Below are 25,365 nucleotides of genomic sequence, written 5' to 3'. Positions count from 1 at the left end.
GAGATGGCAGTAAACAAGAGCAGCGAACACGACGACATCACGGCCGGCGCGACCGATGGCATGTCCGGGCCCAATCCGTTCGTCGGGCTGCGCGCCGTCGATATGCTCGCCGCCGCGCAGCAGATCGGCGCGCAGGCGGTGCTGCATCCTGCGCTGCTGCTGACGCAGACGGCGGCGCTCGCGCGTGATCTGACCTCGGCCTTGCCGCAGCAGAGCGACAAGCGCTTCGCCGATCCCGCATGGCGCGATCAGCCGCTGTATCGCGCGACGCTGCATGGCTATCGGGCGTGGTCCAATGCGCTTGCTGGCTTCGTCGAACACTCGGCCCTCGACGGCAAGAGCAAGGAGCGCGCTCAGTTCGTCATGTCGCTCGTGACGGACGCGCTCGCGCCGACCAACACGCTGGCGGGCAATCCCGCGGCGCTCAGAAAGCTCGTCGAATCGGGCGGCGCGAGCGTCGTCGCCGGTCTGCGAAACATGCTCACGGATACGCTCTGCAACAAGGGCATGCCGTCGCAGGTCGACAAGGGCGCGTTCGAGGTCGGCGGCAATCTCGCCGCAACGCCCGGCGCGGTGGTGTTTCGCAACGAAGTGCTCGAACTGATTCAGTACGCGCCGGCTACGCCGAACGTCCATGCGTGCCCGCACTTGATCGTGCCGCCGCAGGTCAACAAGTACTACATCTTCGATCTGGCCGCGAACAAGAGCATCGTCGAATATCTCGTCAAGAGCGAGTTTCAGGTGTTCGCCGTGAGCTGGCGCAATCCCACCGTGGAACATCGCGACTGGGACATGGACACCTATGTCGCCGCGCTGATCGAGGCGATCGACGCGGTGCGCGATATCACTGGCCATGAGGCCGTGAACCTGCACGGCGCGTGTTCCGGCGCGATGACGATCTCGGCGCTGCTCGGCCATCTGGCAAGCCGTGGTGAGCAGACCGTCAACGCGGCCACGCTGATGGTGGCGGTGCTCGACAATGCATCGGAATCGCAGCTCGGGCTCTTCACCACGCCCGAGGCCATCGAGATCGCCAAACGCAACAGCATGTCCAAGGGCGTGCTGGCAGGCGACGAAATGGGCCGCATGTTCGCCTGGATGCGACCCAACGATCTGGTGTGGAACTTCTGGGTCAACAACTATCTGCTGGGCGAAGCGCCGCCGGCCTTCGACATTCTCTACTGGAACAACGACACCACGCGCCTGCCCGCGAAATTCCACGGCCAGTTGCTCGACATCTTCTCGCGCAACCTGCTCAGCACGCCGAAGGCGTTGACTGTGCTCGGCACGCCGGTCGACTTGTCAGAGGTCACGTGCGATACGTACGTCATGGCGGGCGCGACCGATCACATCACGCCGTGGAAAGGCGTCTACAACACGGCGCGCGCATTCGGCGGCAAGACACGCTACGTGCTGAGTTCGAGCGGTCATATCCAGAGCCTGATCAATCCGCCAGGCAATCCCAAGGCGAAGTTCCTCCACAACGCAGCGCTGCCCGAAGACGCCGATGCATGGCTCGCCGGGGCGACGTCCGAAGCGGATTCGTGGTGGAACGACTGGCGCACATGGCTCGCCGAACGCTCGGGCAAACTGCGCGCCGCGCCCAAAGCGCTCGGCAGCAAGCGTCATCGACGTATCGGGGATGCGCCGGGAACGTATGTTCACGAGGCGTAATCCGCCTCAAAACTTCAAACGTCGGAAGGCGCACCGGGGAATGCCGCGCGCTTGCCCGGCGTTTCGTCGACATTCACATGGACAAGAACGATGAAAAGTGTGCGTACAGTGGATATACAGACCGTCGCGCTCGGCGCACAACTGCTTCGCGTCGGCATCTGGCGAGGCGGCGATGCGTCGCCGCCGCTCCTCATCTTCAATGGCATCGGCGCGAATCTCGAACTGATCCAGCCGTTCGTCGACGCACTCGGCGACGTGGAAGTCGTGATGTTCGATATTCCCGGCGTGGGCGGATCGCCCGCGCCGCTCATGCCGTATCGCTTCTCGACGCTCGCGGTGCTGGCCGACCGGCTGCTCGCGCAGCTCGGCTATGACGGACCGGTCGATGTGCTCGGCGTGTCATGGGGCGGGGCGCTTGCGCAGCAGTTCGCGTATCTGTATCCGTCGCGTTGCAGGCGGCTGGTGCTGGCCGCGACTTCACCGGGCGTCATCATGGTGCCGGGCCGGCTTTCGGTGCTTTCGAGGCTGGTCGGGGCGCGCCGCTATCGGGACCCCGATTATCTGCGGGAGATCGGCGCGGAAATTTATGGCGGCGTATACAGGCGCGATCCCGAGTTGCTGGCGGAACACGGGCGTCATATTCAGGCGCCCGGCGGGCGCGGATACATGTACCAGTTGCTCGCCACATGCGGATGGAGCAGCCTGCTGTGGCTCGGTTCCTTGCGCCAGCCGACACTCGTCATGCATGGCGACGACGATCCGATCGTTCCTCTCGTCAACGCGAAGATCATTGCCAGCCGCATCCGTCAGGCGACGTTGCGCGTCATCGAGGACGGGCATCTTTTTCTCATCACGCAAACCGATGAAGTGGGACCGCTGGTGCGCGAGTTTCTGCTGGAAGCGTAGTGCCGATGTGACGAAGGCCGCGCAAGCGGCCCTCTCGATTCACATGTTCGGATAACCCGGCCCGCCGCTGCCTTCGGGCGTAACCCATACGATATTCTGTCCCGGGTCCTTGATGTCGCAGGTCTTGCAGTGCAGGCAATTCTGCGCGTTGATGACGAGTTGCTCGGCGCCGTCATCGTCCTTCACGAACTCGTAAACGCCCGCCGGACAATAGCGGCTTTCCGGTCCCGCGTACTTCGCGAGATTGATCGCGACGGGCGCGGTCGCATCCTTGAGCGTCAGATGCGCCGGCTGGTTCTCCTCGTGATTCGTGTTCGAGATGAACACCGAGGAGAGCCGGTCGAACGTCAGCTTGCCGTCGGGTTTCGGATAGACGATAGGCGTGGCGTTCGCGGCGGGCTGCAGCGTTTCGTGATCCGCATGACGATGCCGCAGCGTCCACGGCACCTTGCCGCCAAAGAGCTTCTGTTCGACGCCCACCATCAACGAGCCGACGACCAGCCCCTTGCTCATCCACTGCTTGAAGTTGCGCGCCTTGTGCAGTTCCTCGTGCAGCCACGAACGCCTGAACGATTGCGGATAATCGCCCAGTTCGTCATGCTGACGGCCGCAACGGATCGCATCGAAGGCGGCTTCGGCGGCGAGCATGCCGGACTTGATCGCGCCGTGGCTGCCCTTGATCCTCGACGCGTTCAGAAAGCCCGCGTTGTCGCCGATCAGCGCGCCGCCCGGAAACGTCAGCTTCGGCAGCGCGGTGAGACCGCCCGCCGTGATGACACGCGCGCCATACGACAGGCGCTTGCCTCCTTCCAGAAACGGCCGGATCGCGGGATGTGTCTTGTAGCGCTGAAATTCCTCGAAAGGCGACAGGAACGGATTCCGGTACCCCAGTCCGACGACAAAGCCGACCGCCACCTGATTCCCGTCGAGGTGATAGAGGAACGATCCGCCATAGGTATCCGTGTCGAGCGGCCAGCCGGCTGTGTGAACGACGAGGCCCGGCTTGTGCTGCGCCGGGTCGACTTCCCACAGTTCCTTGATGCCGAGCCCGTAGACCTGATGACCCGCGTTCGCCCGCAACCCGAACTCATCGCTCAAACGGCGGCCGAGATGACCGCGCGCGCCTTCCGCGAACAACGTGTACTTCGCGTGCAGTTCCATGCCGAGCTGAAAGCCGGCGGTCGGCTCGCCATCCTTGCCGACGCCCATGTTGCCGGTGGCGACACCCTTGACCGAGCCGTCGTCGCGATACAGCACTTCGGCTGCCGGAAAGCCCGGGAAGATTTCGACGCCGAGCGCTTCGGCCTGCTGAGCGAGCCAGCGCGTCACGTTGCCGAGGCTGATCACGTAGTTGCCGTGATTCCTGAAGCTCGCGGGCAACGCCCAGTTCGGCGTCTTGACCGCCCCCTTCTCCGAGAGAAAAAGGAACCGGTCTTCCGTCACTTCGACATTCAGCGGCGCCCCGAGCGCCTTCCAGTCGGGGATCAGTTCGGTGATCGCGCGCGGGTCCATGACCGCGCCCGAGAGAATGTGCGCGCCGATCTCCGAGCCCTTTTCGAGCACGCAGACCGATACGTCCGCGCCTTCCTGCTGCGCAAGCTGCTTGATGCGGATGGCCGCCGACAGCCCCGCCGGACCGCCGCCCACGATCACCACGTCGTATTCCATCGATTCGCGCGGGCCGTACGCTTCGATCCATCGGTCCGATGGATTCGCCTGTCTGGTCGATATTGTCATGAGGTGGTCCCCTCGCTCAGAACTGGTCTGCGTCGAGCGCGAGCACGCCCTGATCGCCCTTCGCGCTGACGATCGACGCTTCCAGCGCGACCGCCTGCGGCAGCAGATGATCGGCGAAGAAATGCGCGGTCGCGATCTTGGCGTCGTAGAACGCGGGATCGTCGGCGCGTTTGGTGTGCGCCGCGATCAGCGCGCGCGCCATCTGCCAGCCCGACAGCACGATGCCGGCGAGCTTCAGATAGGCCACGCCGCCCGCGAAAACGGCTTTCGTGTCGCTCTTCGCGTTGTGCAGCATGAACTCGACGGTGTTCGCAAGCGCGGCGCGTCCGGCCATGAGCCGTCGATGCATCGCACCGAATGCGGCGCCGTCGTGCTGTTCGAGCGCGGCGAGCGTCTCGTCGATCTGCGCGAGGATCGCGCGGGCGGCCGCGCCACCGTCGCGAATCGTCTTGCGGCCGATCAGGTCGTTGGCCTGGATCGCGGTCGTGCCTTCGTAGATCGTCAGGATGCGGGCGTCGCGATAGTGCTGCGCCGCGCCCGTCTCCTCGATGAAGCCCATGCCGCCGTGCACCTGCACGCCGAGGCTCGTGACGTCGATCGACATCTCCGTGCTCCAGCCCTTCACGATCGGCACGAGGTATTCGTAGATGGCGGCATGCCGCGCGCGCGTGTCCGCGTCGGCGGCGTGATGCGCGATGTCCGAATGCGCGGCTGCGACATAGGCGAGCGCGCGGGCGCCTTCGGTCAGCGCGCGCATCGTCGCGAGCATGCGGCGCACGTCCGGGTGCTGAATGATGGCGACGGACTGTTTCGCGGAACCGTCGACGGGACGGCTCTGCACGCGATCCTTCGCATAGGCGGCCGCCTGCTGGTAGGCGCGATCGGACACCGCGATGCCCTGCACGCCGACCGCGAAGCGCGCCGCGTTCATCATGATGAACATGTATTCGACGCCGCGATTTTCCTCGCCGATCAGATAGCCGAGCGCGCCGCCGTGATCGCCGTATTGCAGCACGGCCGTCGGGCTCGCCTTGATGCCGAGCTTGTGCTCGATCGACACGCAATGCACGTCGTTGCGCGCGCCGGGCGAGCCGTCGTCGTTCACCAGGAACTTCGGCACCAGGAAGAGCGAGATGCCCTTGACGCCCTCGGGCGCGTCCGGCGTGCGCGCGAGCACGAGATGCACGATGTTCTCCGCCATGTTGTGCTCGCCGTACGTGATGAAGATTTTCGTGCCGAACAGCTTGTAGGTTCCGTCGCCCTGAGCTTGCGCGCGCGAGCGGACCAGAGCGAGATCGGAGCCGGCTTGCGGTTCCGTCAGGTTCATCGTGCCGGTCCATTCACCCGAGATGAGTTTCGGCAGGTAACGCTGTTTCAGTTCGTCGGAACCGGCGGTGAGCAGCGCTTCGATCGCGCCGTCGGTGAGAAGCGGGCAGAGCGCGAACGACAGGTTCGCGGCGTTCAGCATCTCGATGCAGGGCGTCGCGATCAGCTTCGGCAATCCCTGTCCGCCGAATTCGGCCGGATGCACCACGCCTTGCCAGCCGCCTTCGCCATACTGGCGGAACGCTTCCTTGAAACCGGGCGTCGTCGTGACTTCGCCGTCATGCCACTCGCTCGGATTCTTGTCGCCTTCGGCGTTGAGCGGGGCGAGAATCTCGCTGTTGAACTTCGCGGCTTCGTCGAGCACCGCCTGCGCGATGTCGAGCGAGGCGTCCTCGAAGCCCGGCAGCGCCGAAATGCTCGCGACATCGGCGAGTTCTTCGATCACGAACAGCATGTCTTTCAGTGGCGCGGTGTACGTCAATTTGTCTCTCCGGATGAATGCGTGTGAGCGCAGCGGCAGCGGCCGTGAAGCTCGCGGATGCGCGCGTGCCATATCCCACAGTGCGTTGCGCCGATCTTAGAGCGGTGCCGGCCGGTTGCGCGCCTCCCGCAACGGGAGGGGAGCAGGTGCGGGTGACTTAAACGTTCACTGAGATGACGCGCGTCGGTTCGCCATGCCCACGGCGATAGGCTAATCTCCAAGAACCGCAATCCCGGCGCATTCGGCGATTCGAGTCCTTTGACAATCTCGCGGATAGTGCCGCTTTGACCGGGATGACGTCCCGGGGGAGTCTCCATGAGCGCATTCACGCGGCGTATCGAAGCGGGCCATGTCCTGATCCATGCCCGCGCGTGGATGATTGCGCTCGGCATCTTCATCGGATGCGCGATGTTCATGCGTTGCGCCGTGGCCGCGCCCCTTCCCGCGGCGATGCAGGGCATCATCTCGACCTGGACAGCCTCGGGATCGCAGGCAGCCTCGCCGCCGTCACCCGCGAGTCAGGCCGAGATGGTGCGGTCGCTGAACGGCCTGATCGGTACGCTCGACAACGACGCGCAACGCAGCGCCTTCGTCGCGCAACTGAAGGTGTTGCGCGACGCCACGGAAAAGGCTGCGCCGGCCGCGCCCGTGCCCGTGGCCGTCAACGGCGACTTGCTCGGCGCGATTGCATCGGGCATCGCATCGGTCGAAACGAATCTCAGCCAGGGAATTTCGCCGTTGCGGTTCTGGAGCGCGCGTTCGAGCGCCGCTGCAAGCGAGCTGCGCGCCGTCGTCACGGGCGCGAATGGCGAATCGTTCGGCAGGATCGTCACCGGCATGGGCGCGACGCTCGCGCTCTGGGGACTGTGCGCGTACGTGCTGATCCGCGTTCAGCGACGCGTGTTCGCGCGCTATGGCAAGAATGTCGCGCTCGCGCCGAATCCGACATCGGTCGAGATGCTGAGCTTCGCCCTGCGGCAGACCGGACCCTGGATCGTCGCATTCCTGGCCGTGCTGTTCTTCGTGCGCGCGATGCCCGACGCGCTCGGCCGCACGCTCGGGCTCGTCATCGCGTATGCGATCCTGGGCGGGGCCATCTTTTCGGCGATCTGCATGATCGTGTTCTCGATGTTCAGTACGGCGCATCGTCGCGCCGCCGTGCAGCAACTGCTGGCACGAACGCTTTGGCCGCTCTTTGCGGTCGGCGCGTGCGGCGCGCTCGGCGACGGGACCGCCAATGTCGATGTCACGCGCCAGCTCGGCCCGAATCTCGCGGGCATCATATCGACCTTCGCCAATCTCGCTGCGGCGTTGCTCTTCGCCTATTTCGCGCTCGTATTTCGGCGGCCGGTCACGCATCTGATCCGCAATCGCCCGTATGTGCGACGGCGCGATCACCAGTTCGCGACCGAAACGCTCGATATCCTCGCGTCGCTATGGCATATCCCGGTATTGCTGATCGCGGCGGCGTCGGTCGTCGCGATCATCGACGGGCGTGGCACCGAAAGGGACGTGCTGCGGCCGTCAGTCCTCAGCGCGGTGCTGCTCGTGCTCACGATTTTCGTGTCCGCGTTGCTGCTGCATCTGACGCGCCGGCGCGACACGCGTGCGCAACGCCGCGCGCCGCACATGACGCGGCTGTTGCGTTTCGTGTGCACGCTGGTCGTGTTCCTGATCTGGCTCGCCTACCTGCGTTTCGAGCTGGAACTCTGGAGCGGACCGATTGCGCGCGTCATCAAGCACAGCGCGATGACGCCCGGCTTCAGGCACGCGCTGATCGCGGTCGTCGCGACGGTATTCGGCGCGTGGTTTCTATGGATTCTCATCGACACCGTCATTCTCGAAGCGCTCGGCCCGAACAACTCGCGCAACAAGGCGCTCAGTCCGGGCACGCGCGCGCGCACGATGCTGCCGATCGTGCGCAACGCGATCTTCGTGACGGTCGCGAGCCTCGCGGTGTTCGTCGCCGCCGCGAGTCTCGGCATCAATCTGACGCCGCTGCTCGCCGGCGCGGGCGTGATCGGTCTCGCGGTCGGGTTCGGCGCGAAGTCGCTCGTCACCGATCTGATCACGGGCCTGTTCATCATCGTCGAGGACACGATTTCGGTCGGCGACTGGATCGATCTCGACGGCGGACATGCCGGCACCGTGATGGACCTCACGATCCGCACCGTCCGGCTGCGCGATGCGCAGGGTGCGGTTCACACCATTCCGTTCTCGCAGATCAAGATCGTGAAGAATCTGTCGCGCGATTTTTCCAACGCGGTGTTCGAAGTGCGCGTTCCGTTCTCCGCGAAACTGGACGACATCACGCGCATGATCACGGAAGTCGCCGACGATCTGAGCGCCGACTTTCGCTTTCGCAGCGAGATACTGGCGCCGGTCGAAGTGTGGGGCCTCGATCGCTTCGAAGCGAACTGCGTCGTGGTGAAAGGGCAGATCAAGACCAGGCCGCTGCAGCAATGGAGCGTGGCGCGCGCCTTCAACGCGAGGCTGAAGCTCAGGATGGACGATGCCGGCATCGAGATGATGCTGCCGCAGATGCAGATTCACTCGCCTGCGCAGGAGCGCGGCGCGCCGGCTCAGCCTGAGTTGCGCGTGCTCAGGGAATAGCCTGAACGATCCCGAAGGTGTTGTTGCCCTATACTGAGCCCACTCCAGGAACCGGAGATTCCGATGCGCGTCCACGTCTCGCTGCCTGTTCTTGCGTCAGCTTTCCTCCTCGCGGCGTGCAACACGCCGCCTATCCCGCCAGGCAAGCCAGTGGATATACCCACGGCGCTCCAGAATGTCCTGGACGGGCTGTGCAACTTCAAGAAGGCGCAGGCCGAGCACAAGCGGGACTACGGCGTCGCCATCGATTCGATCACCGTGGAACTCGATCTGACCGTCGACGGCGCGCAAAACCCGCCCGTCGCCGTCGCGCCCGATATCAAGTTCATCCCGACCGTCAGTTACGGGCATATCATCACGGCGACTACCGGAAGCAGGCTGCTTGTTTCGCTGAAGAATGTCGATGGCGGCAAAGCGGCAGACATGCGATGCCCGTCGTCCAGTGCCGAGAAATAGGCCGATTTGACATGCGTCAATCGAGCAGCGGGGCGCACAGATAGGCTAGTAGTGTCGCGCAAGGCCTGGTGGCTGCGAGGAAAATGCCATGGGAATTCTGGTGTCAGCCGTGATCTTCCTCGTATCGGCTGGATGTCTCGTCGGCGCGGCGGGCCCCGACCCGTCGACGGCGGTTACACCGACGTTCGCGCCGGATTCGCTGAGCGCCGCAAACAGCGCTGCGCGGCCCTTCGCTGGCCGCGGCGATTGAACGGAAAACGACGAGATCAGCTCCGTTGCGCGCCAGCGCCGCGGACAATGAGGAATTCGTCCAGCTGCTCGAACGTTTCGGGCATCGCTTCGTCCATGCCTTCGATGGCGACGTCGAGCGCTTCCCTGGACGGATAAAGCTCGCGCATCACCAGCAGCGTCTTGCCATCCTTCTCCTCGAAGGTCACCGTGGTCACCGCGCCGTCTTCGCTTTCCTCGTTAGTCCAGACGAGGCGCGCATTCGGCTCGACTTCGAGATACTTGCCGAAGAACGCCAGGGGCGCGGCGGCCTTGGGATGAGCGAACTCCAGGCGATATCCGCCGCCGACGCGGACATCCTGTTCGCAGGAAAGCAGGGTCGCGCCGCTCGACTTCGGCACCCACCACTGCCTGAACAGTTCGGGCGTGGTCCACGCTTCGAACACGAGCCGCGGCGGGGCGTCGAAGATTCGCGTGATGACCATCTCGCGCTCGGACGTGCGTTCCGACGTCGTCCGGTTGCCCGTGCGCGCCGGCTCATTCTCTCTGCTTGCGACCATCACGTTTCTCCTTGCGTTTGAGTTCCTCGATGACCGTATCCAGCGCGTCGAAGCGCGCGGCCCACATCTGCCGATAGTTTTCGATCCAGGCCAGCTCTTCTTCGAGACGGCGCGAGCCCAGCCTGCAGGTCCGCACGCGTCCCACCTTTTCCGTGGTGACGAGTTCCGCCTGCTCCAGTATGCCGATGTGCTTCCGCATGCCGGTCAAGGTCATGTGGAACCGCGCGGCGAGATCCGTGACGGACGCGTCGGCGCGCATCAACTGCTCCAGCACGCCGCGTCGGGTGGGGTCCGACAGCGCGGCGAACGAAGCATCGAATCGAGTTTGTCGAGAATACTGAGCCATTTGGTTCAGTATTGCATGGGTATGGATGGGAGGCAAGGGAGGATCAGCGCTCAGGATGCGTTGCGCTTCTGCCGAAGCGAAGGAGGCCGTTCGGTCAGGCTGCTTGCGGTGTCCTCGTCCGCCGAACCCGCAGCGATGAACTGGCGTCGATACTCGGCCGGCGTCGCCTGCTTCGCCGCCTTGAATTGCCGATTGAAATTGGCGACGTTCGCGAAACCCGAGCGGGCCGCGATGACCGAGACGGGCAGCGACGTATCGCCCAGCATCCGGCACGCGTGCCCGATGCGAACGCGCGCGATATATCGGCCGACGCTCTCGCCGATATGCTGCACGAAGTACCGCGTGAGCGTGCGCTCCGACAGGCTGGCCGCCGCACAGAGTTCCGAGAGCCGCAGCGGTTCGGCGAAGCGCGCATCGATCATGGCGAGGACGCGGTTGATCCGCTCGGGCTCGTGACCGGAGGGGCCGGTGTTCGTCTGATTGAAGGCGCTCGGCGAAGCGAGCGGATGGCCGTGCGCGTCGGCGAGCATGCACAGAATATCGAGCGCCGCGCTCAGGCGCTCGCGTGGCACGTTCGAGAGCAACTGATCCAGACGGCCGCGCATCCGTTCCCCGGCAGGCGGCTCGAACGCCAGCCCGCACGCGGCGCGGCGCAAGAGCTTGCGAAGCGGCTCGTATTCGCGGCAGCAATCCGCCATGCGTCTCGCCCACGCGCCGTCGAACCAGATGACGATGGCGACTTGCGGCAAGGACGGCTCGATCGAGCGGTTCGATGACCAGGTATGCGGCAAATCCGGCGGCACGAGAACCAGGTCCTCGGCTTCATAGTCGCTGACCGAGTCGCCGATGTAGCGCTTGCCGTGACTGTTCATCGTCAGCGTCAGTTCGTATTCCGGATGGTGGTGCCATTCGAACGGAATGCGCGCAAGCCGCCGATGGTAAACCCGCACCGAACAGTCCTCGCCGAACTCGACATGTTCGTAGGCTGGTTTCATGGCCGAAAACGCAAATGAATTGCCTGAATAGTATCACCAGCGCATAGCTCCGCGTCATATGCTGTGCGCACAGAAATTGACATGGAGACGATCATGGCGCTGAAAATCGATGACTTGCCCGGCGCGATCCGGCAGGCGAAAAAAGAGCTGCGGGCAGCGCTGCCGAACTACCGGGAGGTATTCGCCGAAGTCGAACAGGCGATCGTCGCTGAAGCGAAACGCATCGCCGCGCAGCGCGATCGAGGGGAAGACGTCATTCCCGAGATCCAGTTCGCCGACATCGCTGAACGACGTGTAACCGACGAGCAGATCGCGCTCGTCAGATCGCGCGGTGCGTGCGTGATTCGCAAAGTCTTCCCTCGCGCGCAGGTGCAAGCGTGGGACGACGATATCGCGCACTACGTCGAGCGAAACCATCTCGACAAGCGCCTCGAAAACCGCGCGGAAGACAAATACTTCGGACAACTGGCTTCGAGCAAACCGCAGATCTACGGCGTGTACTGGTCGAAGCCGCAAGTGCTGGCGCGTCAGTCGGAGACGCTGACGGCGGCGCGCGTCTTTCTCAACAAGCTCTGGCGCAACGAGAGCGAAGGGCGCGTCCACTTCGATCCGGAACACGTGCCTGTCTATGCCGACCGTCTGCGCCGGCGGCCGCCCGGCTCGGCATCGCTCGGTCTGTCGGCGCATTGCGACGGCGGCTCGGTCGAGCGCTGGATCGAAGGCAATTTCCGCAAGGTGTATCGCCACGTTTTCTCCGGCAACTGGCGCAGTTACGACGCGTTCGACGCCGCCTTTCGCCCCGATGTGGAAGAGATCGCGTCGCCGGCCGTGTGTTCGATGTTCCGCACGTTCCAGGGCTGGACCGCGCTGACGCCGCAAGGCCCGGGCGACGGCACGCTGCAACTCGTGCCCATCGCCAATTCGATGGTGTACATCCTCCTGCGCGCCCTTCAGGACGATGTCGCCGACGACGACCTGTGCGGCGCCATGCCCGGACGCGCGCTCTCGATCAAGCAGGAATTTCATGCGCCGCTGTTCGAAGCGTTGTCGTCGATTCCAAAGATGGAAGCGGGCGATACGGTGTTCTGGCACAGCGACGTCATCCATGCGGTCGAGGACGAGCACAAGGGCGCGGGGTTCAGCAATGTGATGTACATCGCCTCGGCGCCCGCCTGCGCCAAGAACGACGCCTATCTGAAGCGTCAGTTGCCGAGCTTTCTGAAGGGCGAAAGCCCGCCTGATTTCCCGGCCGATCATTTCGAAACCGATTTTGCCGGCCGCGCGACCGTCGACGATCTGACGCCGCTGGGCCGTGCGCAACTCGGGCTCGACGTGTAGTCGCACGCACTGCTTCATCCATAAGAAAACATCGGAGACTGCAATGAAGACATCACTGACGTCGGCCGCGGCGGCCGTCGCGCTGTTCATCGCCGGCACGCATGCGGTGCTGGCCGCCGAACAGCTCTCGGTTCTGCACTGGTGGACCTCGGGCGGCGAATCGAAGGCCATCCGCGTGCTCAAGGACGACATGAGCAAACAAGGCTATGAGTGGAAGGACTTCGCGGTCGCCGGTGGTTCGGGCACGGCCGCGATGACCGCGCTCAAGACGCAGGTGATCTCGGGCAATGCGCCATCGGCCGCGCAGATCAAGGGGCCGTTGATTCAGGACTGGGCCGATCAGGGCGTGGTGGTCACGATCGATCAGGCCGCGACGGACTGGAAGAGCCACACGCCCGCGCAGATCGACAGCGCGATGAAGTCGGGCGGTCATTATGTGGCAGCGCCTTTTTCCGTGCACCGGATCAACTGGCTGTGGATCAACAAGGCGGATCTCGACAAAGTGGGCGGCACGCCGCCGACGACGTGGCCGGAGTTCTTCGCGCTCGCCGACAAGTTTCGCGCGGCGGGCATCACGGCTGTCGCGCACGGCGGTCAGCCGTGGCAGGACATGACCATCTGGGAGACGGTCGTGTTGTCGCAGGGCACGGACTTCTACCGTAAGGCGCTCATCGATCTCGATCAGAAAACGCTGACGTCGCCGCAGATGGTGCAGGTCTTCGAGACCGTCCAGAAGATCCGGACTTACTTCGACAAGGCCTATCACGGCCGCGACTGGAATCTCGCCACCGCGATGGTGATCTCCGGTTCGGGCGGCATGCAGTTCATGGGCGACTGGGCCAAGGGGGAGTTCGCGAACGCGAACAAGAAGGCGGACGTCGACTTCGTTTGCGCACCCGCGCCCGGCACGTCGAATGCCTACACGTACACCGCGGATGCATTCGTGTTCTTCCAGCAGAACGGCAAGAAGGACGCGACGCCCGGACAACTCGCGATGGCCAAAACGATCATGTCCCCCGCGTTTCAGGAGCAGTTCAGTCTCAACAAGGGTTCGATTCCCGTCAGACTGGACGTGCCGATGGACAAGTTCGACAGTTGCGCGAAAAAGTCACGCGCGGACGAGCAGGCGACGATCAAATCGGGCGGCTTTCTCCCCTCGCTGGCGTTTGGCGAACTTCAGTCTCCCGTCACCGCCGGCGCCATCACCGACGTCGTGACGAATTTCATGAACTCGAACGAAGACGCGAAAGAAGGCGTGCGCAAGCTCGCCGCTGCCGCAAAGGTCAAATAAGACATGGACCCGATCGCCAAGGAAAAATGGCCCCGTTCCGGGCTCGAGACAACGTTGATGGGTTTCGGCGCCGCGCCGATCGGCAACATCTTCAGGCCGATCAGCGAAGCGGATTCCGCCGCCCTGATCAAGGCAGCCTGGGATGCCGGCGTGCGCTACTTCGACACCGCTCCGATGTACGGTCATGGTTTGAGCGAAGCGCGCTGTGGGCACGGGCTGCGATGGTATCCGCGCGATCAGTACGTGCTGTCGACGAAGGTCGGACGACTCCTCGAGCCGCGCAGGCGCGCCGAAATCGACTTCGCGCCGTGGGTCGATGGTTTGCCGTTCGAAACCGTTTTCGACTACAGCTACGACGGCGCCATGCGCTCGATCGAGGACAGCCTGCAGCGTCTCGCGCTGGAGCACATCGATATCGCGCTGATTCACGATATCGATGTCTTTACCCACGGCGAGCGTCAGCCCGAGATGTTCGAGGCAGCAATGGCCGGCGCGTCGAAAGCGCTGCTGAAGCTCCGCGATGAAGGTGTCGTGAAGGCGGTCGGGGTCGGCGTCAACGAATGGCAGGTCGCGCACGAAGCCATCCGCCGGCAGGATTTCGATTGCCTGCTCCTGGCCGGCCGCTACACACTGCTCGAACAGGATGCGCTCGACGGCTTTCTGCCGCTGTGCGAAGCGCAACAGGTGTCGGTCATCCTCGGGGGCGGCTACAACAGCGGCATTCTCGCGACAGGCGCGGTGCCCGGCGCGAAATACAACTACGCGAGCGCGCCCGAGGCCATTCTGGCGCGCGTTCGCGAGATGGAGCAGGTCTGCCGGGAATACGCGGTTCCGCTCAAGGCTGCCGCTCTGCAATTCGTCCTCGGACATCCCGCGATCCCGACGAACATTCCTGGCGTACGCACGGTTGCGCAGCTCGAAGACAACCTTCAAACCTTCCGGACCGACATACCGTTGGAATTCTGGGCTGAACTGAAACGCCGCGAGCTGATTCGTCAGGACGCGCCCACGCCGCAATAGCGCGTCACACGTGCAGCGGCAGCCCCTTCACCGCCTTGTCCACGGCTTTCCTCGATCCATGCAGCGCGAGGCCCACGAAATCGAGACTTGCTGCGTCCTGCGCACGGAATACCTCGCGATTGGCCGCATCGTGTCCGGTGGAAAACATCGCGTGCACGTACGGCACGATCTCGAGTTCGCTCGCGAGCGCCTGCCGATGCGCGCCCTGCAGGCCGGGCAGATCGGCGGCGAACACGAGCATCGGTTGGCCCAGCATGCGGCCATACCGACGTCCGGCCGCGTCCTCGTAGGGTTCGCCCAACGCTTCGGGAATCGCGGCCGCCACGCCGGTCGCGAGAAATGCGACCACGTTGAGCTTTTGCCAGACAGCCAGATCATCGCGCACGATCAGCGCCACTTTGGTATTGAACATGAATGTTCCTCCTTGGAACGCTCATGGTCCGCGATCCGCAGCGATCAGTCTGGAACGTTTGTGCACATCTGCCGATAGGCCGCGGGCGTCATCCGATAGGCGCGGTTGAACCAGCGGCCAAGGTGACTCTGATCGGAGAATCCGACCATCGCGGCAACCTGCGCGGGCCGATGACCGCTCGCCAGCAATCGACGGGCGGCGCGCAGGCGCAAGCGCACGAGGTACGCGTGCGGCGACGTGCCGAACGTGCGCTTGAAAAGGCGCGTCAACTGAAACCGGTCGATTCCGGTAACCGTGGCCAGTTCATCGAGTCCGATGTTGCCATCCATCTGTTCGTGCAGGAGATCGCGCGCGCGAAGGGCGGCAAGCGGCGCTGCGAGGGTGGTCATCGCCGGCGCGTCGCGCAACTGGCCGCCAAGTTGCGTCAGCAGATGGTCGAGCGCCTGGTCGCGGGCCAGCCTGCCTTCGTCATGGAACGTGGCGAAGAACGCCGCCCGGATCGCGTCGACGAGAAGGCGATCATCCACCAGCGTTTGGCGAAAGGCGGCCTCGACGCCGCGCAGTCCGGGCAGATTCAACTGGCGCGCCGCGTGCTCGACCCAGCCTTGCGGCAGATACAGCATGGCGTAGGTGAAGCCGCTCGCTTCCGGCGCATGCCCGTCATGCAGCGCGCCGGGCTCGATCAGGATCGCGCGGCCCGGAACGCTCGTGTGCAGGGACCGATGGCACTGAAAGCGTTGCACGCCCTGCTCGGTGTAGCCGATCAGCATGTCGTCATGGTCGTGCGGATCATAGGCCTGACCGCGGAAATGCGCGCGCAGCGCTTCGATACCCGTCTCGGGATCGCGCCGCGCGGCGAGCCAGTCATCGATTCGCTCGTTGGATACGCTTGTGCCTGTCATCGCTCATTCGCCCCGGCAACCTCAGAAATGCGCGCTCAGCCAGCGCCACGCGAGCGGCCCGCAGATCACGCTCCACGCCAACGCCCCGATGACGATGGACACCGTAACCGCCGCGCTGCCGCAGTCTTTCGCGCGCCCGGAGAGTTCGTGACGTTCGAGCGAAATGCGGTCGATGGCCGCTTCGATGCTCGAATTGATCAGTTCGACGAGCAGCACGAGCAACACCGAAGCCGCGAGCAGCACGTGCTCGGCGGCGCTCACCGGCACGAAGGGCACGATCGGCAGCAGCACGGCCGCGACACAGACCTCCTGGCGAAACGCGCTTTCCTCGCGCCAGGTGGCGACGATGCCGTTGCGCGAGTGACGCAGCGCGAACAGGCCGCGCAGGAGGCCACTGCGTTTGATGGGCACGGGTTTGGGGGAAGACGTAGATCGAACCATGACGCGACGTGGCGATTCCGATGAAGGGATGTCTGGCTTGATGCGCACTCCCATAGATTATGCAACCGATGCGCAAACAGGACGACCCGCAACTAACGGTCAATCCCGCCCCCGTCTGAGGATCGCAACGCGATTCACTCGGCCTCGATGCCCGAGCCTGCAAGCATCGAGGCCGAAGCCCCGCATTCATGATGAAACGAACAGGCCGCCGCCCGATACTCACACGTGATGCAACTTGCGTTTGGGCTGATGCGTGCGTTGCCGCGTTTCCCAGCCTTGCGCGAGTCCCACTTCCGCGTGCGAAGGTTCGAGCGTCGGGATGCCCTTGACCAGGTCGGCGGCGCGTTCCGCCAGCATGATCGTGGGCGCGTTCAGATTGCCGTTCGGCTCGGTCGGAAACACGGACGAGTCGATCACGCGCAGGCCGTCCATGCCACGCACGCGCAGTTCGGAATCCACCACGGCCATCTCGTCTTCGCCCATCCGGCACGAACCGCAGGGGTGCATCGTGCTTTCCAGGTTCTTCCGGACGAAGGCGTCGATCTCGGCGTCCGTGCGGACGTCCGGCCCCGGCGCAAGTTCGACATCGCGAAACGCATCCATCGCAGGCTGCGCGATGATTTCCCGCGTGAGGCGCACGCAACGCCGGAAGCCCTCGCGGTCTTCCTCGCGTTCGAGGTAATTGAAGCGGATCTCGGGATGCACGTACGGATCGGCCGCGTTCAGGCGCACGTAGCCCCGGCTCTTCGGCTTGTTGGGTCCGGTGAGCACCATGAACCCATGTCCCTTGAGCGGCTTGTCGCCGTCATAGCGCATCGCGGCGGGCAGGAAGTGGAACTGGATATCCGGCCAGCGCAGTCCCGCTTCCGAGCGAATGAAGCCACCTGCTTCGAAATGATTGCTGGCGCCGAGGCCATCCTTGAAGAGCAGCCAGCGCAGCCCGATCATGAACTTGCTGAACGGGTCCATTCTGCTGTTGAGCGTGACCGGCTGCTTGCAGGCGTACTGGATATAGATTTCCGCGTGATCCTGCAGACTCTCGCCGACGCCCGGCAGATCGTGCCGGACTTCGACGCCCGCGCCACGCAGCACCTGCGACGGTCCGATGCCCGAGCGCTGCAGCAGATGAGGCGAGCCGATCGGTCCCGACGAGATCAGCACTTCGGCGCGGCAGCGCGCGGTACGCGTCGTGCCGCCCTGTTCGTAGACCACGCCGACCGCGCGTTTGCCCTCGATCAGCACGCGATGCGTCATCGCGTTGGTCACGACATGCAGATTGGGCCGGGTCATCGCCGGACGCAGATACGCATTGGCAGTGGACCAGCGCACGCCGTCCTTGACGGTCATGTGCATCGCGCCGAAGCCTTCCTGCATGTGGCCGTTGCAATCGTCCGTTTTAATGTAGCCCGCCTGCGCGCCCGCTTCGACCCAAGCGCCGTACAGCGGATTGCGCATGTTGTTGCCGTTGTTCGTCGACAAGGGTCCGCTTTCGCCGCGATATTCGTCGCCGCCGAACTTGTAGCTCTCCGCGCGCCGGAAATACGGCAGGCAGTTCGCATAGCCCCAGCCGCGCGCGCCGAGCGATTCCCATTCGTCGAAGTCGTATGCATGGCCGCGAATGTAGACGAGGCCGTTGATCGACGACGACCCGCCCAGCACCTTGCCGCGCGGACAGTGCAACTGGCGTCCGTCGAGATGCGGTTCCGGCGCGGTCTGGTATTTCCAGTTGTACTTCTTCGTGTTCATCGGCATCGAGAAGGCGCTCGGCATCTGGATGATGATGCTGCGGTCGCTGCCGCCGTATTCCAGCACCAGCACGCGCACGGAAGGGTCTTCGGTGAGGCGGTTGGCCAGCACGCATCCGGCCGAACCCGCGCCGACGATGATGTAATCGTATTGATCGGTGGACATGACTTTTTCCTGATCCTTTGCTGTTCAGAAGCGCTTGTCGCCAGTCGTGTACTGCGGCTGCGTCTTTTCGATGTGATGGATGATCACTTCTTCGTGTCTCATGTCGAGCGAGCGCGCGAGCAGGAAGTACGCGACGCCCGAGACGATCAGGCCGACCAGCCACGCGAGATCGACACTGCCGATCGCCCGTGCGAGCGGACCGACGTAGACCTCGTCCTGACCGTCGAAGATGCAGAAGAAGGGGATCATCGCGGCGAAGCCGATCACATATGAAATCAGGCCACGCGCGCCCCATGCGCCATACACGCTGCCGTGCGGCATGAAGAAATGCGGGATCGCATAGCGGCCCTTGCGCACGAAGAAGTAGTCGGTGAGATTGACCGCCGTCCACGGCACGAGGAAGTACAGCATCACGACGAGATAGATGTTCAGCACCGACAGGCCCTTCCCCGACGTGTAGATGCTCAACGCGACGCCGAGTTGCAGACACACGACGAAGAGCACCGCGACGATGCGCGTGCGGGCCGTCGGCCGCAACTTCCTGAACGAATCGACACCCGTGATGGCAGTGAGCTTCGCGCTGTAGATGTTCATCGCGATGACCGGCAGGAACGCGATGATCGTGACGGCGACCACCACGCTGCCGAGTCCCGGCGCGAGATCGCTGCCGACCTGATTGAGCGCGACGAGCACATCGCTCGCATGCAGGTGATCGGCGAGCCAGCCGCCCACGGCGATCATCCACGCACCCGACAGCGACGCGCCCACGAACACCGCCGCGATCAGCTTGCCGCCCGGCGTGTTCTTCGGCAGATAGCGCGAGTAGTCGGACACATAGGGCGCGTAGGCGATGTTGTAGCTCGCGGCCGCTGCGAACTGGGCGATGAATCCCGTCCAGTTGAAGCCGAGCGGCGCGGGCAGCGTTGCGCCTGCGGCTGCTGCGGGAAGCGGGATGTCGTGAACCCAGTGCATCAGCACCGCCAGCGTGACGAGACCATACAGCGGGAGCGACAGGTAAAGCGCCCACTTGAAGCTGCGGTGCATCCAGTCGTGGCCGAGCACGGCGAGTATTGACGCGGGCACGGTGACCGCGAGCGCGATCCTGAACGGGTCCCATCCGAACAGTGTTTTCAGGCCCTGCATCATCAACACGAGATTGACGATGTTGAAGCCCGCGAACACGAACAGGGTCGCGAACAGCACCAGAATCACGCCGCGATAGCCGAACTGCGCGCGCGACTGGATCATTTGCGGCAAGCCGAGATGCGGACCCTGCGAGCCGTGAAACGCCATGAACAGCGTGCCGAACATGATGCCGAGCGTGCCGGCGACCGTCGTCCACCACGAAGTCAGTCCGACGCTCGGGCCGACGAAGCCGATCGTCATCGTGAAGAACGTGAAGTTGCCGAGAAACCAGAAGGGACCTTGCCTCGATAACCGGTCGGTTCGCTCGTGCTCGGGAATGAAGTCGATCGAATGACCTTCTATTGCTCCGTGTTCGCTTGCCGCCGCGCTTGCGTTCGCGGCGCTTTCATATGATTCCATCGCATACCTCGATCAGTAAGCTGATGCCATGAGAGGAAAAAGCAGAGGAAAAAGCGGAGGGCAAAGCGGCTCAGTGCAGCGTGATCCAGACGGCCTTGGTCTCCGTCAGATGGTCGAGCTGCTCCATCCCGAGGTCCTTGCCGAAGCCCGATTCCTTGAATCCGCCGAACGGCATCGCCGGGTCGATCGTGCTGTGCGCGTTCACGTAGACGCTGCCCGCGCGCAGTTGCGGCACCAGCGCGTGGATGCGATTCACGTCGTTCGAATAGATGGCCGCGGCGAGACCATAGGGCGAGTCGTTCGCGAGCCGCACGGCTTCGCCGATGTCGTCGAAAGGCGAGCTCACGAGAACGGGGCCGAAGATCTCTTCGCGGACGATCTTCATCGAGTTGCGGCAATGGGCGAAGATCGCGGGCTCGACGAAATAACCGGTTTCTTCCCGTCTGCGTCCGCCGTAGACGAGTTCGGCCCCTTCGCGCCGACCCGCGTCGATGTATGCGCTCACGCGTTCCTTTTGCAGCGCCGACACCAAAGGACCGATGAAGCAATCGGGATCAAGACCCGCAGCGATCTTCAGGGTGCGCGTGTAATCGATGAGCGCAGCGAGAAAGCGTTCGTGAATCTTGCGCTGGACATACACGCGCGTGCCAGCGTCGCAGACCTGGCCGGAGTTGAAGAACATGCCGTTCGCCACGGCGTGCGCGGCGGCGTCGACGTCCGCGTCGTCGAGCACGAGCACCGGCGACTTGCCGCCGAGTTCCAGCGTCACGCGACGGATATCGTGCACGGCCGCCTGTCCCACGTTGCGGCCGACGTCGGTCGAGCCGGTGAAGGTGAGCTTGTCGATGCCGGGATGACGCGCGAGCGCCGCGCCGATCACGCCGCCGCGTCCCGTCACGACATTGACGACGCCTGGCGGAATGCCGGCCTCCTGCACGAGCTCGGCGAAGCGCAGCGTCGAGAGCGAGGTGAGTTCGGCGGGCTTGATGACCGCCGTGCAACCCACGGCGAGCGCGGCCGCGAGCTTCCACGCCATGGTCTGCAGCGGAAAATTCCACGGCACGATGATGCCGACCACGCCGACCGGCTCCTTGCGCGTATAGGCGACGTAGTCGCCCGGCAGCGAAGGCTCGACGGTGCGTCCGTGCAGCTTCGACGCCCAGCCCGCGAAGTAGCGGAACGTATCGATGGTGCCCTGCACGTCGACGTCGCGCGCCTGCGCGGCGGACTTGCCCATGTCGATCGATTCGATTTCCGCGAGTTCGGCCGCGTTGGCTTCGATCAGATCGGCGAGCCGGTGCAGCAGGCGCTCCCGTTCGAGCGGCTTGAGCTTGCGCCACGGACCGCCATCGAACTGCGCGCGCGCGGCGCGCACCGCGCGGTCGAGATCGTCGATGGTGGCGAGCGGAATCTGCGTGATGACGCCGGTGGTCGACGGCTCGATCACATCGAGCGTCTCTCCCGCGCCGCCCGGCACCCACGCGCCGCCAATGAACATTTTCTGCGGCTTGTTCAAAAAGCGCGTGGTGGCTTTCTGAACGCCGAACCGATTCAGATAGTCGCTGACATTGGTATCCAAAACTCGTCTCCTGTTGGTCCGGGGCTTCATGATGTCGAGCCCCGTGAATGTCGATGTGAACCGTGGAATTGCAGGCGCGCTTTCAGCGTTTGGCCTTGCTGCGCTCGTGAAAGATGAAGCCGATCGAATTCATCAGCAGTTGAGCGGCGAGAATCGGCGTGACGCCGGCGGGGTCGTAGGCGGGCGCGACTTCCACGAGATCCATTCCTACGATGTTTCCGCGGCTGCGCCGGGCGAGCGCCTGGATGATCTCGAGCACCTCGTAGTACAGGAACCCGCCGTGGCTCGGCGTGCCCGTGCCAGGCGCGATGGACGGATCGAAGCCGTCGATGTCGATGGTTATATAGTAGGCCGCGCCTTCCGGAACCCGGGCGAGCACGCCTTCCGTGCCGAGCTTGCGCACGTCGCGCACCGACAGGATTTCCGAGCCGGCACGGCGCGCCGCGTCATAGTCTTCGCGGTTCGACGACGACACGTTGCGAATGCCGAGCTGCGTCATGCCGACGATATGCGCCATCTCGGATGCACGGCGCAGCGGATTGCCGTGCCCGTAGCGCACGCCGTGGCGCTCGTCGACGAAGTCCAGATGCGCGTCGAAATGGATGATGTGAATCGGTCCTTTGCCCTCGAACGCCTTGATGACCGGCGCGTGGATCGAATGGTCGCCGCCCAGGGTGATGGGCATCGCGCCGCATTCGAGGATCTTGCGCACCGCGAGTTCGATGTTCGCGTTGCTGCTCGCCATGTCGGTGTGCACGATATCGGCGTCGCCGACGTCGACCATGCGCAACTGGTCGCGGCTCAGATACAGCACGTCGTCTTCGTGGTCGTACGCGCCCGCATGGCCGAACGAGAACAGCGTCGACGCTTCACGGATGCTGCGCGGCCCGAAGCGGGCGCCGGAGCGCCATTGCGTGCCCATGTCGTTCGGCGCGCCGAGGATCGCCACATCGGCGTCGATCCGGTTCCAGTCGAGGCACACCGGCGACTTCGCGAACGTGCAATGGCCGACGAACGGCAGGTTGAGTCGCCCGGATTCATAGCTGTTGCCCTGCATTTCAGCATCTCCTGTTCTGTCAAGTTGGACCGCAGGTTTGAGCCTGCGCGTTGTTTTGAGAAACTATGAACAGGAATGACGGGCGTAAAAATCACGAGTATCGGATGTTCACATCGGATAATCCGAAGCAACGACGAGGGGAGGCGGCACCCGATGACCCAATTGCAGGACGTTGATCTCAAGCTGCTGCGCGTCTTCATGGCCGTGGTGCGATGCGGCGGCTTTTCGGCCGCGCAGGCGAGCCTGAACGTGAGCCAGTCGACGATCAGCGAACAGATGACGACGCTCGAGACCCGTCTCGGGCTCAAGCTCTGCGAACGGGGGCGGGGCGGCTTCCGGCTGACCGAGCATGGCATCGCGACCTTTGAGGCGGCGCAACGGCTGCAGATCGCGGTGGAAGCATTTTGTATGGATACCGATGCGCTGAAGAAGCACATCTCGGGCAGGCTCTACCTCGGAACCATCGACAATACGGTTTCCGACAAAACCTCGCCGCTGCCGCATGCGTTGCAGAAGTTCGTATCGCGTGGACACGATGTGCACGTCGATATCTACGTAGGCTCACCGGCCGAACTTGAGGAACGCGTGCTCGACGGGCGGCTGCATGTGGCGATCGGCCACTTTCCGATTCACGTGCCGGGGCTGAGTTACGACGAGCTATATGTCGAAGCGGACGGCCTTTATTGCGGCAGGGGCAATCCGCTTTACGCGAGCGCGTTCGATGCTGAGGTGTCCAGCGAGATGATCGCCGAAAGCCGGATCGTCGCGCGAGGTTACTTTCAGCAGCACGATCTGCGGATGCTGAGCGCAAGCAAGGCGGCGGCTACAGTCGATAACGTCGAGGCTCAGGCGATTCTCATTCTTTCGGGAGCGTATGTGGGGTTTCTGCCCAATCACTATGCCGCCGGCTGGGTCGAGAGCGGCGACATGCGCAGGGTCTGCGCCGGACGATTCGGCGGGAACTGGCCGTTCTGTGCAATCACGCGGCGCGGGGCTTCGATGGCTTCGATACTGAAGGTGTTTATGGCGGATCTGCAGGCATGTCATGAGGCGTTGCGGGTGGAGCGCGCTTAGGACGCGGCAGGGTCGTCACGGGATCCCGTGATCGTGTCGGTCTATTAGCACAGGGGCAACGCCAATAGACCGACGCGAATACGGGATCCGGCGATGCCCCGACACTCACTCTAATGCCGCGACAGCGCCGACCGCGAGGACATCTCCCGCGCCACTTCGGGCGTGATCGCTCTACTGAGCATGAAGCAGGCAACCCCAGCCGCCAGCAACGGCAACGAACCGAGGAAGAAGATCGTTCCGATGGGCGTTCCGACAGCGATCAGCACACCGGCAAGCAGCGGCCCGACGATCGCGCCGATGCGCGCCACCGCGAACGAAGCGCCGGTCGCGGTCGAGCGAATGAAGGTCGGATAGATCATGCTCGAAATGGCATTGAGACCGATATTGCCGCCCAGCACCAGCAGACCCGAGGCGAGCGCCATCGCCATGGTGGGACCGGCGCCCGTACCGACGGCCACGCCAAGCGCCGCCACCGGAATGGCGCCGAGAATCATCGTCAGTGTCATCACCGAGATGCCCTTCTTGTCGATCATCCAGCCGAAGAAGCAACTGAAGCCGGCGCCGAGCTGGAACAGAGCCTGACTGCGGGCCGCATTGGCAAAGCCGATTTCGTCGGTGAGCAGTGTCGTCATCCACTGCGACAGAAAGAAGTGCGTGACGAACGAAAAGCCGAGCGCCAGCCACAGGAAGGCGGTCATCGCCGAGCGGCCTTCGGTGAAGAGGTGCCTCACCGGCACGCCCGTGCGTACCTGTTCCTGAATGGTGAAACGCGTGTCATCGGCAAACCGCGCGCTGGGCTTGAGCTTGCGGGCATAAGCCAGGATGCGCTCGCTGCCGGGATTGCGCAGGGCCAGATAGCGAATCGATTCAGGCAGTCCGATCAGAAGAATGATGCCCACCACCACCGCGCCAGCGCCACCCAGATAGAAGACCGAGCGCCAGCCATAGGCGGGAATAATCTCCGCCGCAAGCAGGCCGCCGCCGGACGAGCCGGCCGTATAGCCGAGATAGAGGAGGGTGATGACCAGACCCCGATTGGCCGAGCGGGCATAGTCCGTGATCAGCGAGACCGCCATCGGCATGCCGCCGCCGATGCCGAGCGCGGCGCAGAAACGCATGATCGACAGTGTGACCAGATCGTGCGCGAAGGGCACGGCGAAGGTAAAGCCGCCGAACACCACGGTCGCCAGCAGGATCGCGCGTCGCCGGCCGATGCGGTCCGCCAGCATCGCGAAGACGACCGACCCCGCCATCCAGCCGACGATGCTGACGTTGAACACCGGCGTCATCAGGGCACGGTTGATGCCCCACTCCTTGATGATGCCGGGCGCGGCGTAGTTCAGGGCCTGATTGTCGAAGCCGTCCGCCAGCATGACGAGGGCGCACAGAACGAAGAGGGTCACGGTGAACCAGCTCCGCTCCTGCGTCTCGACGACCTGGGCGATGTCGACAGTAATCTTTTGAGTCATGGAT

The 25,365-nt window shown here is 63.9% G+C and carries 22 protein-coding genes; 9 read left to right on the top strand and 13 right to left on the bottom strand.

The window, feature by feature from the left end; all coding sequences use genetic code 11:
* The first annotated feature begins 3 nt into the window (after positions 1 to 3).
* Complete coding sequence (locus tag NK8_RS24325) at positions 4 to 1,674, top strand: alpha/beta fold hydrolase (RefSeq protein ID WP_213230667.1); 1,671 nt, start codon at positions 4 to 6, stop codon at positions 1,672 to 1,674.
* A gap of 90 nt (positions 1,675 to 1,764) precedes the next feature.
* Positions 1,765 to 2,580 carry a poly(3-hydroxyalkanoate) depolymerase gene (gene phaZ / locus NK8_RS24320; RefSeq protein WP_162068606.1) on the top strand — a complete coding sequence of 272 codons (816 nt, stop codon included), beginning with the start codon at positions 1,765 to 1,767 and terminating at the stop codon, positions 2,578 to 2,580.
* 39 nt (positions 2,581 to 2,619) lie between these two features.
* On the opposite strand, the gene NK8_RS24315 is transcribed toward phaZ, so the two are convergent.
* Together NK8_RS24315 and NK8_RS24310 are read right to left on the bottom strand one after the other, a co-directional pair.
* Positions 2,620 to 4,317: an electron transfer flavoprotein-ubiquinone oxidoreductase gene (locus tag NK8_RS24315; RefSeq protein ID WP_213230665.1), complete on the bottom strand. Its 1,698-nt coding sequence runs from the start codon at positions 4,315 to 4,317 to the stop codon at positions 2,620 to 2,622.
* A 16-nt stretch (positions 4,318 to 4,333) separates the two neighbouring features.
* Positions 4,334 to 6,124, bottom strand: a complete 1,791-nt coding sequence (locus NK8_RS24310; protein WP_213230664.1) for an acyl-CoA dehydrogenase — start codon at positions 6,122 to 6,124, stop codon at positions 4,334 to 4,336.
* A 375-nt stretch (positions 6,125 to 6,499) separates the two neighbouring features.
* Here NK8_RS24310 and NK8_RS24305 point away from each other — a divergent pair, with 375 nt between their 5' ends.
* The 3 genes from NK8_RS24305 to NK8_RS24295 all read left to right on the top strand — a co-directional run bounded on the left by NK8_RS24305 (position 6,500) and on the right by NK8_RS24295 (position 9,443).
* Positions 6,500 to 8,737 (top strand): mechanosensitive ion channel family protein, encoded by a 2,238-nt coding sequence (locus NK8_RS24305; protein ID WP_225936411.1) that lies wholly within the window; start codon positions 6,500 to 6,502, stop codon positions 8,735 to 8,737.
* A gap of 63 nt (positions 8,738 to 8,800) precedes the next feature.
* Positions 8,801 to 9,193: a hypothetical protein gene (locus tag NK8_RS24300; protein ID WP_213230660.1), complete on the top strand. Its 393-nt coding sequence runs from the start codon at positions 8,801 to 8,803 to the stop codon at positions 9,191 to 9,193.
* A gap of 88 nt (positions 9,194 to 9,281) precedes the next feature.
* Positions 9,282 to 9,443, top strand: a complete 162-nt coding sequence (locus NK8_RS24295) for a hypothetical protein (protein ID WP_162068601.1) — start codon at positions 9,282 to 9,284, stop codon at positions 9,441 to 9,443.
* Between the two features lie 16 nt (positions 9,444 to 9,459).
* Here NK8_RS24295 and NK8_RS24290 read toward each other — a convergent pair whose 3' ends face one another.
* From NK8_RS24290 to NK8_RS24280, 3 genes are read right to left on the bottom strand one after another with little or no spacing between them, the layout of a single operon-like run.
* Entirely contained in the window at positions 9,460 to 9,981 is a 522-nt protein-coding gene (locus tag NK8_RS24290; protein ID WP_213230658.1) for an SRPBCC family protein, read from the bottom strand.
* Complete coding sequence (locus tag NK8_RS24285; RefSeq protein WP_225936364.1) at positions 9,959 to 10,363, bottom strand: helix-turn-helix transcriptional regulator; 405 nt, start codon at positions 10,361 to 10,363, stop codon at positions 9,959 to 9,961. Before NK8_RS24285 ends, NK8_RS24290 begins: the two co-directional genes overlap by 23 nt.
* 14 nt (positions 10,364 to 10,377) lie before the next feature.
* A complete protein-coding gene (locus NK8_RS24280) occupies positions 10,378 to 11,322 on the bottom strand; it encodes a helix-turn-helix domain-containing protein (protein WP_213230657.1) in 945 nt (314 codons plus the stop codon).
* Between the two features lie 93 nt (positions 11,323 to 11,415).
* Here NK8_RS24280 and NK8_RS24275 point away from each other — a divergent pair, with 93 nt between their 5' ends.
* The 3 genes from NK8_RS24275 to NK8_RS24265 are packed head-to-tail and all read left to right on the top strand — an operon-like array spanning position 11,416 to position 14,971.
* Positions 11,416 to 12,660, top strand: a complete 1,245-nt coding sequence (locus NK8_RS24275; protein ID WP_213230655.1) for a DUF1479 domain-containing protein — start codon at positions 11,416 to 11,418, stop codon at positions 12,658 to 12,660.
* A 43-nt stretch (positions 12,661 to 12,703) separates the two neighbouring features.
* Positions 12,704 to 13,951 carry an ABC transporter substrate-binding protein gene (locus tag NK8_RS24270; protein ID WP_162068597.1) on the top strand — a complete coding sequence of 416 codons (1,248 nt, stop codon included), beginning with the start codon at positions 12,704 to 12,706 and terminating at the stop codon, positions 13,949 to 13,951.
* 3 nt (positions 13,952 to 13,954) lie between these two features.
* Positions 13,955 to 14,971, top strand: coding sequence for an aldo/keto reductase (locus NK8_RS24265; protein ID WP_213230653.1), 1,017 nt, complete (start codon positions 13,955 to 13,957; stop codon positions 14,969 to 14,971).
* Positions 14,972 to 14,975: 4 nt separating this feature from the next.
* Here the strand turns inward: NK8_RS24265 and NK8_RS24260 are convergent, their stop codons facing one another.
* From NK8_RS24260 to speB, 7 genes are all read right to left on the bottom strand, one after another.
* The gene (locus NK8_RS24260; RefSeq protein WP_213230651.1) at positions 14,976 to 15,383 is read right to left on the bottom strand and encodes a DUF2000 domain-containing protein; all 408 of its coding nucleotides are present in this window, start codon (positions 15,381 to 15,383) and stop codon (positions 14,976 to 14,978) included.
* A 44-nt stretch (positions 15,384 to 15,427) separates the two neighbouring features.
* The gene (locus NK8_RS24255) at positions 15,428 to 16,285 is read right to left on the bottom strand and encodes an AraC family transcriptional regulator (protein WP_213230649.1); all 858 of its coding nucleotides are present in this window, start codon (positions 16,283 to 16,285) and stop codon (positions 15,428 to 15,430) included.
* A 21-nt stretch (positions 16,286 to 16,306) separates the two neighbouring features.
* Positions 16,307 to 16,726, bottom strand: coding sequence for a diacylglycerol kinase (locus NK8_RS24250; protein ID WP_213230648.1), 420 nt, complete (start codon positions 16,724 to 16,726; stop codon positions 16,307 to 16,309).
* Positions 16,727 to 16,945: 219 nt separating this feature from the next.
* Complete coding sequence (gene betA / locus NK8_RS24245) at positions 16,946 to 18,637, bottom strand: choline dehydrogenase (RefSeq protein ID WP_213230647.1); 1,692 nt, start codon at positions 18,635 to 18,637, stop codon at positions 16,946 to 16,948.
* A 24-nt stretch (positions 18,638 to 18,661) separates the two neighbouring features.
* On the bottom strand, positions 18,662 to 20,182 hold the full coding sequence (locus tag NK8_RS24240; RefSeq protein WP_213230646.1) for a cytosine permease: 1,521 nt from the start codon (positions 20,180 to 20,182) through the stop codon (positions 18,662 to 18,664).
* A gap of 70 nt (positions 20,183 to 20,252) precedes the next feature.
* Positions 20,253 to 21,761, bottom strand: coding sequence for an aldehyde dehydrogenase (locus NK8_RS24235; protein ID WP_225936363.1), 1,509 nt, complete (start codon positions 21,759 to 21,761; stop codon positions 20,253 to 20,255).
* An 82-nt stretch (positions 21,762 to 21,843) separates the two neighbouring features.
* Positions 21,844 to 22,818 (bottom strand): agmatinase, encoded by a 975-nt coding sequence (gene speB, locus NK8_RS24230; RefSeq protein WP_213230644.1) that lies wholly within the window; start codon positions 22,816 to 22,818, stop codon positions 21,844 to 21,846.
* A gap of 153 nt (positions 22,819 to 22,971) precedes the next feature.
* On the opposite strand from speB, the gene NK8_RS24225 reads away from it, so the two are divergent.
* Entirely contained in the window at positions 22,972 to 23,892 is a 921-nt protein-coding gene (locus tag NK8_RS24225; RefSeq protein ID WP_162069153.1) for a LysR family transcriptional regulator, read from the top strand.
* Between the two features lie 110 nt (positions 23,893 to 24,002).
* Here the strand turns inward: NK8_RS24225 and NK8_RS24220 are convergent, their stop codons facing one another.
* Positions 24,003 to 25,361 (bottom strand): MFS transporter, encoded by a 1,359-nt coding sequence (locus NK8_RS24220; protein WP_213230643.1) that lies wholly within the window; start codon positions 25,359 to 25,361, stop codon positions 24,003 to 24,005.
* Positions 25,362 to 25,365: the final 4 nt, after the last annotated feature.

This window comes from Caballeronia sp. NK8, assembly GCF_018408855.1.
In the GTDB taxonomy this organism is placed as follows: Bacteria; Pseudomonadota; Gammaproteobacteria; order Burkholderiales; family Burkholderiaceae; genus Caballeronia.
The sequence above is the reverse complement of the archived record's forward strand: the minus strand, read 5'-3'. Positions and strand labels throughout refer to the sequence as shown.

Excerpts from the sequence above, each read along its gene's own strand:
- NK8_RS24220 (WP_213230643.1), bottom strand. The coding sequence starts at position 25,361 with ATGACTCAAAAGATTACTGTCGACATCGCCCAGGTCGTCGAGACGCAG.
- NK8_RS24295 (WP_162068601.1), top strand. The coding sequence starts at position 9,282 with ATGGGAATTCTGGTGTCAGCCGTGATCTTCCTCGTATCGGCTGGATGT.
- NK8_RS24250 (WP_213230648.1), bottom strand. The coding sequence starts at position 16,726 with ATGGTTCGATCTACGTCTTCCCCCAAACCCGTGCCCATCAAACGCAGT.
- NK8_RS24240 (WP_213230646.1), bottom strand. The coding sequence starts at position 20,182 with ATGGAATCATATGAAAGCGCCGCGAACGCAAGCGCGGCGGCAAGCGAA.
- NK8_RS24325 (WP_213230667.1), top strand. The coding sequence starts at position 4 with ATGGCAGTAAACAAGAGCAGCGAACACGACGACATCACGGCCGGCGCG.
- betA (WP_213230647.1), bottom strand. The coding sequence starts at position 18,637 with ATGTCCACCGATCAATACGATTACATCATCGTCGGCGCGGGTTCGGCC.
- NK8_RS24255 (WP_213230649.1), bottom strand. The coding sequence starts at position 16,285 with ATGACAGGCACAAGCGTATCCAACGAGCGAATCGATGACTGGCTCGCC.
- NK8_RS24265 (WP_213230653.1), top strand. The coding sequence starts at position 13,955 with ATGGACCCGATCGCCAAGGAAAAATGGCCCCGTTCCGGGCTCGAGACA.
- speB (WP_213230644.1), bottom strand. The coding sequence starts at position 22,818 with ATGCAGGGCAACAGCTATGAATCCGGGCGACTCAACCTGCCGTTCGTC.
- NK8_RS24280 (WP_213230657.1), bottom strand. The coding sequence starts at position 11,322 with ATGAAACCAGCCTACGAACATGTCGAGTTCGGCGAGGACTGTTCGGTG.
- phaZ (WP_162068606.1), top strand. The coding sequence starts at position 1,765 with ATGAAAAGTGTGCGTACAGTGGATATACAGACCGTCGCGCTCGGCGCA.
- NK8_RS24300 (WP_213230660.1), top strand. The coding sequence starts at position 8,801 with ATGCGCGTCCACGTCTCGCTGCCTGTTCTTGCGTCAGCTTTCCTCCTC.
- NK8_RS24260 (WP_213230651.1), bottom strand. The coding sequence starts at position 15,383 with ATGTTCAATACCAAAGTGGCGCTGATCGTGCGCGATGATCTGGCTGTC.
- NK8_RS24275 (WP_213230655.1), top strand. The coding sequence starts at position 11,416 with ATGGCGCTGAAAATCGATGACTTGCCCGGCGCGATCCGGCAGGCGAAA.
- NK8_RS24315 (WP_213230665.1), bottom strand. The coding sequence starts at position 4,317 with ATGACAATATCGACCAGACAGGCGAATCCATCGGACCGATGGATCGAA.
- NK8_RS24270 (WP_162068597.1), top strand. The coding sequence starts at position 12,704 with ATGAAGACATCACTGACGTCGGCCGCGGCGGCCGTCGCGCTGTTCATC.
- NK8_RS24290 (WP_213230658.1), bottom strand. The coding sequence starts at position 9,981 with ATGGTCGCAAGCAGAGAGAATGAGCCGGCGCGCACGGGCAACCGGACG.
- NK8_RS24305 (WP_225936411.1), top strand. The coding sequence starts at position 6,500 with ATGATTGCGCTCGGCATCTTCATCGGATGCGCGATGTTCATGCGTTGC.
- NK8_RS24225 (WP_162069153.1), top strand. The coding sequence starts at position 22,972 with ATGACCCAATTGCAGGACGTTGATCTCAAGCTGCTGCGCGTCTTCATG.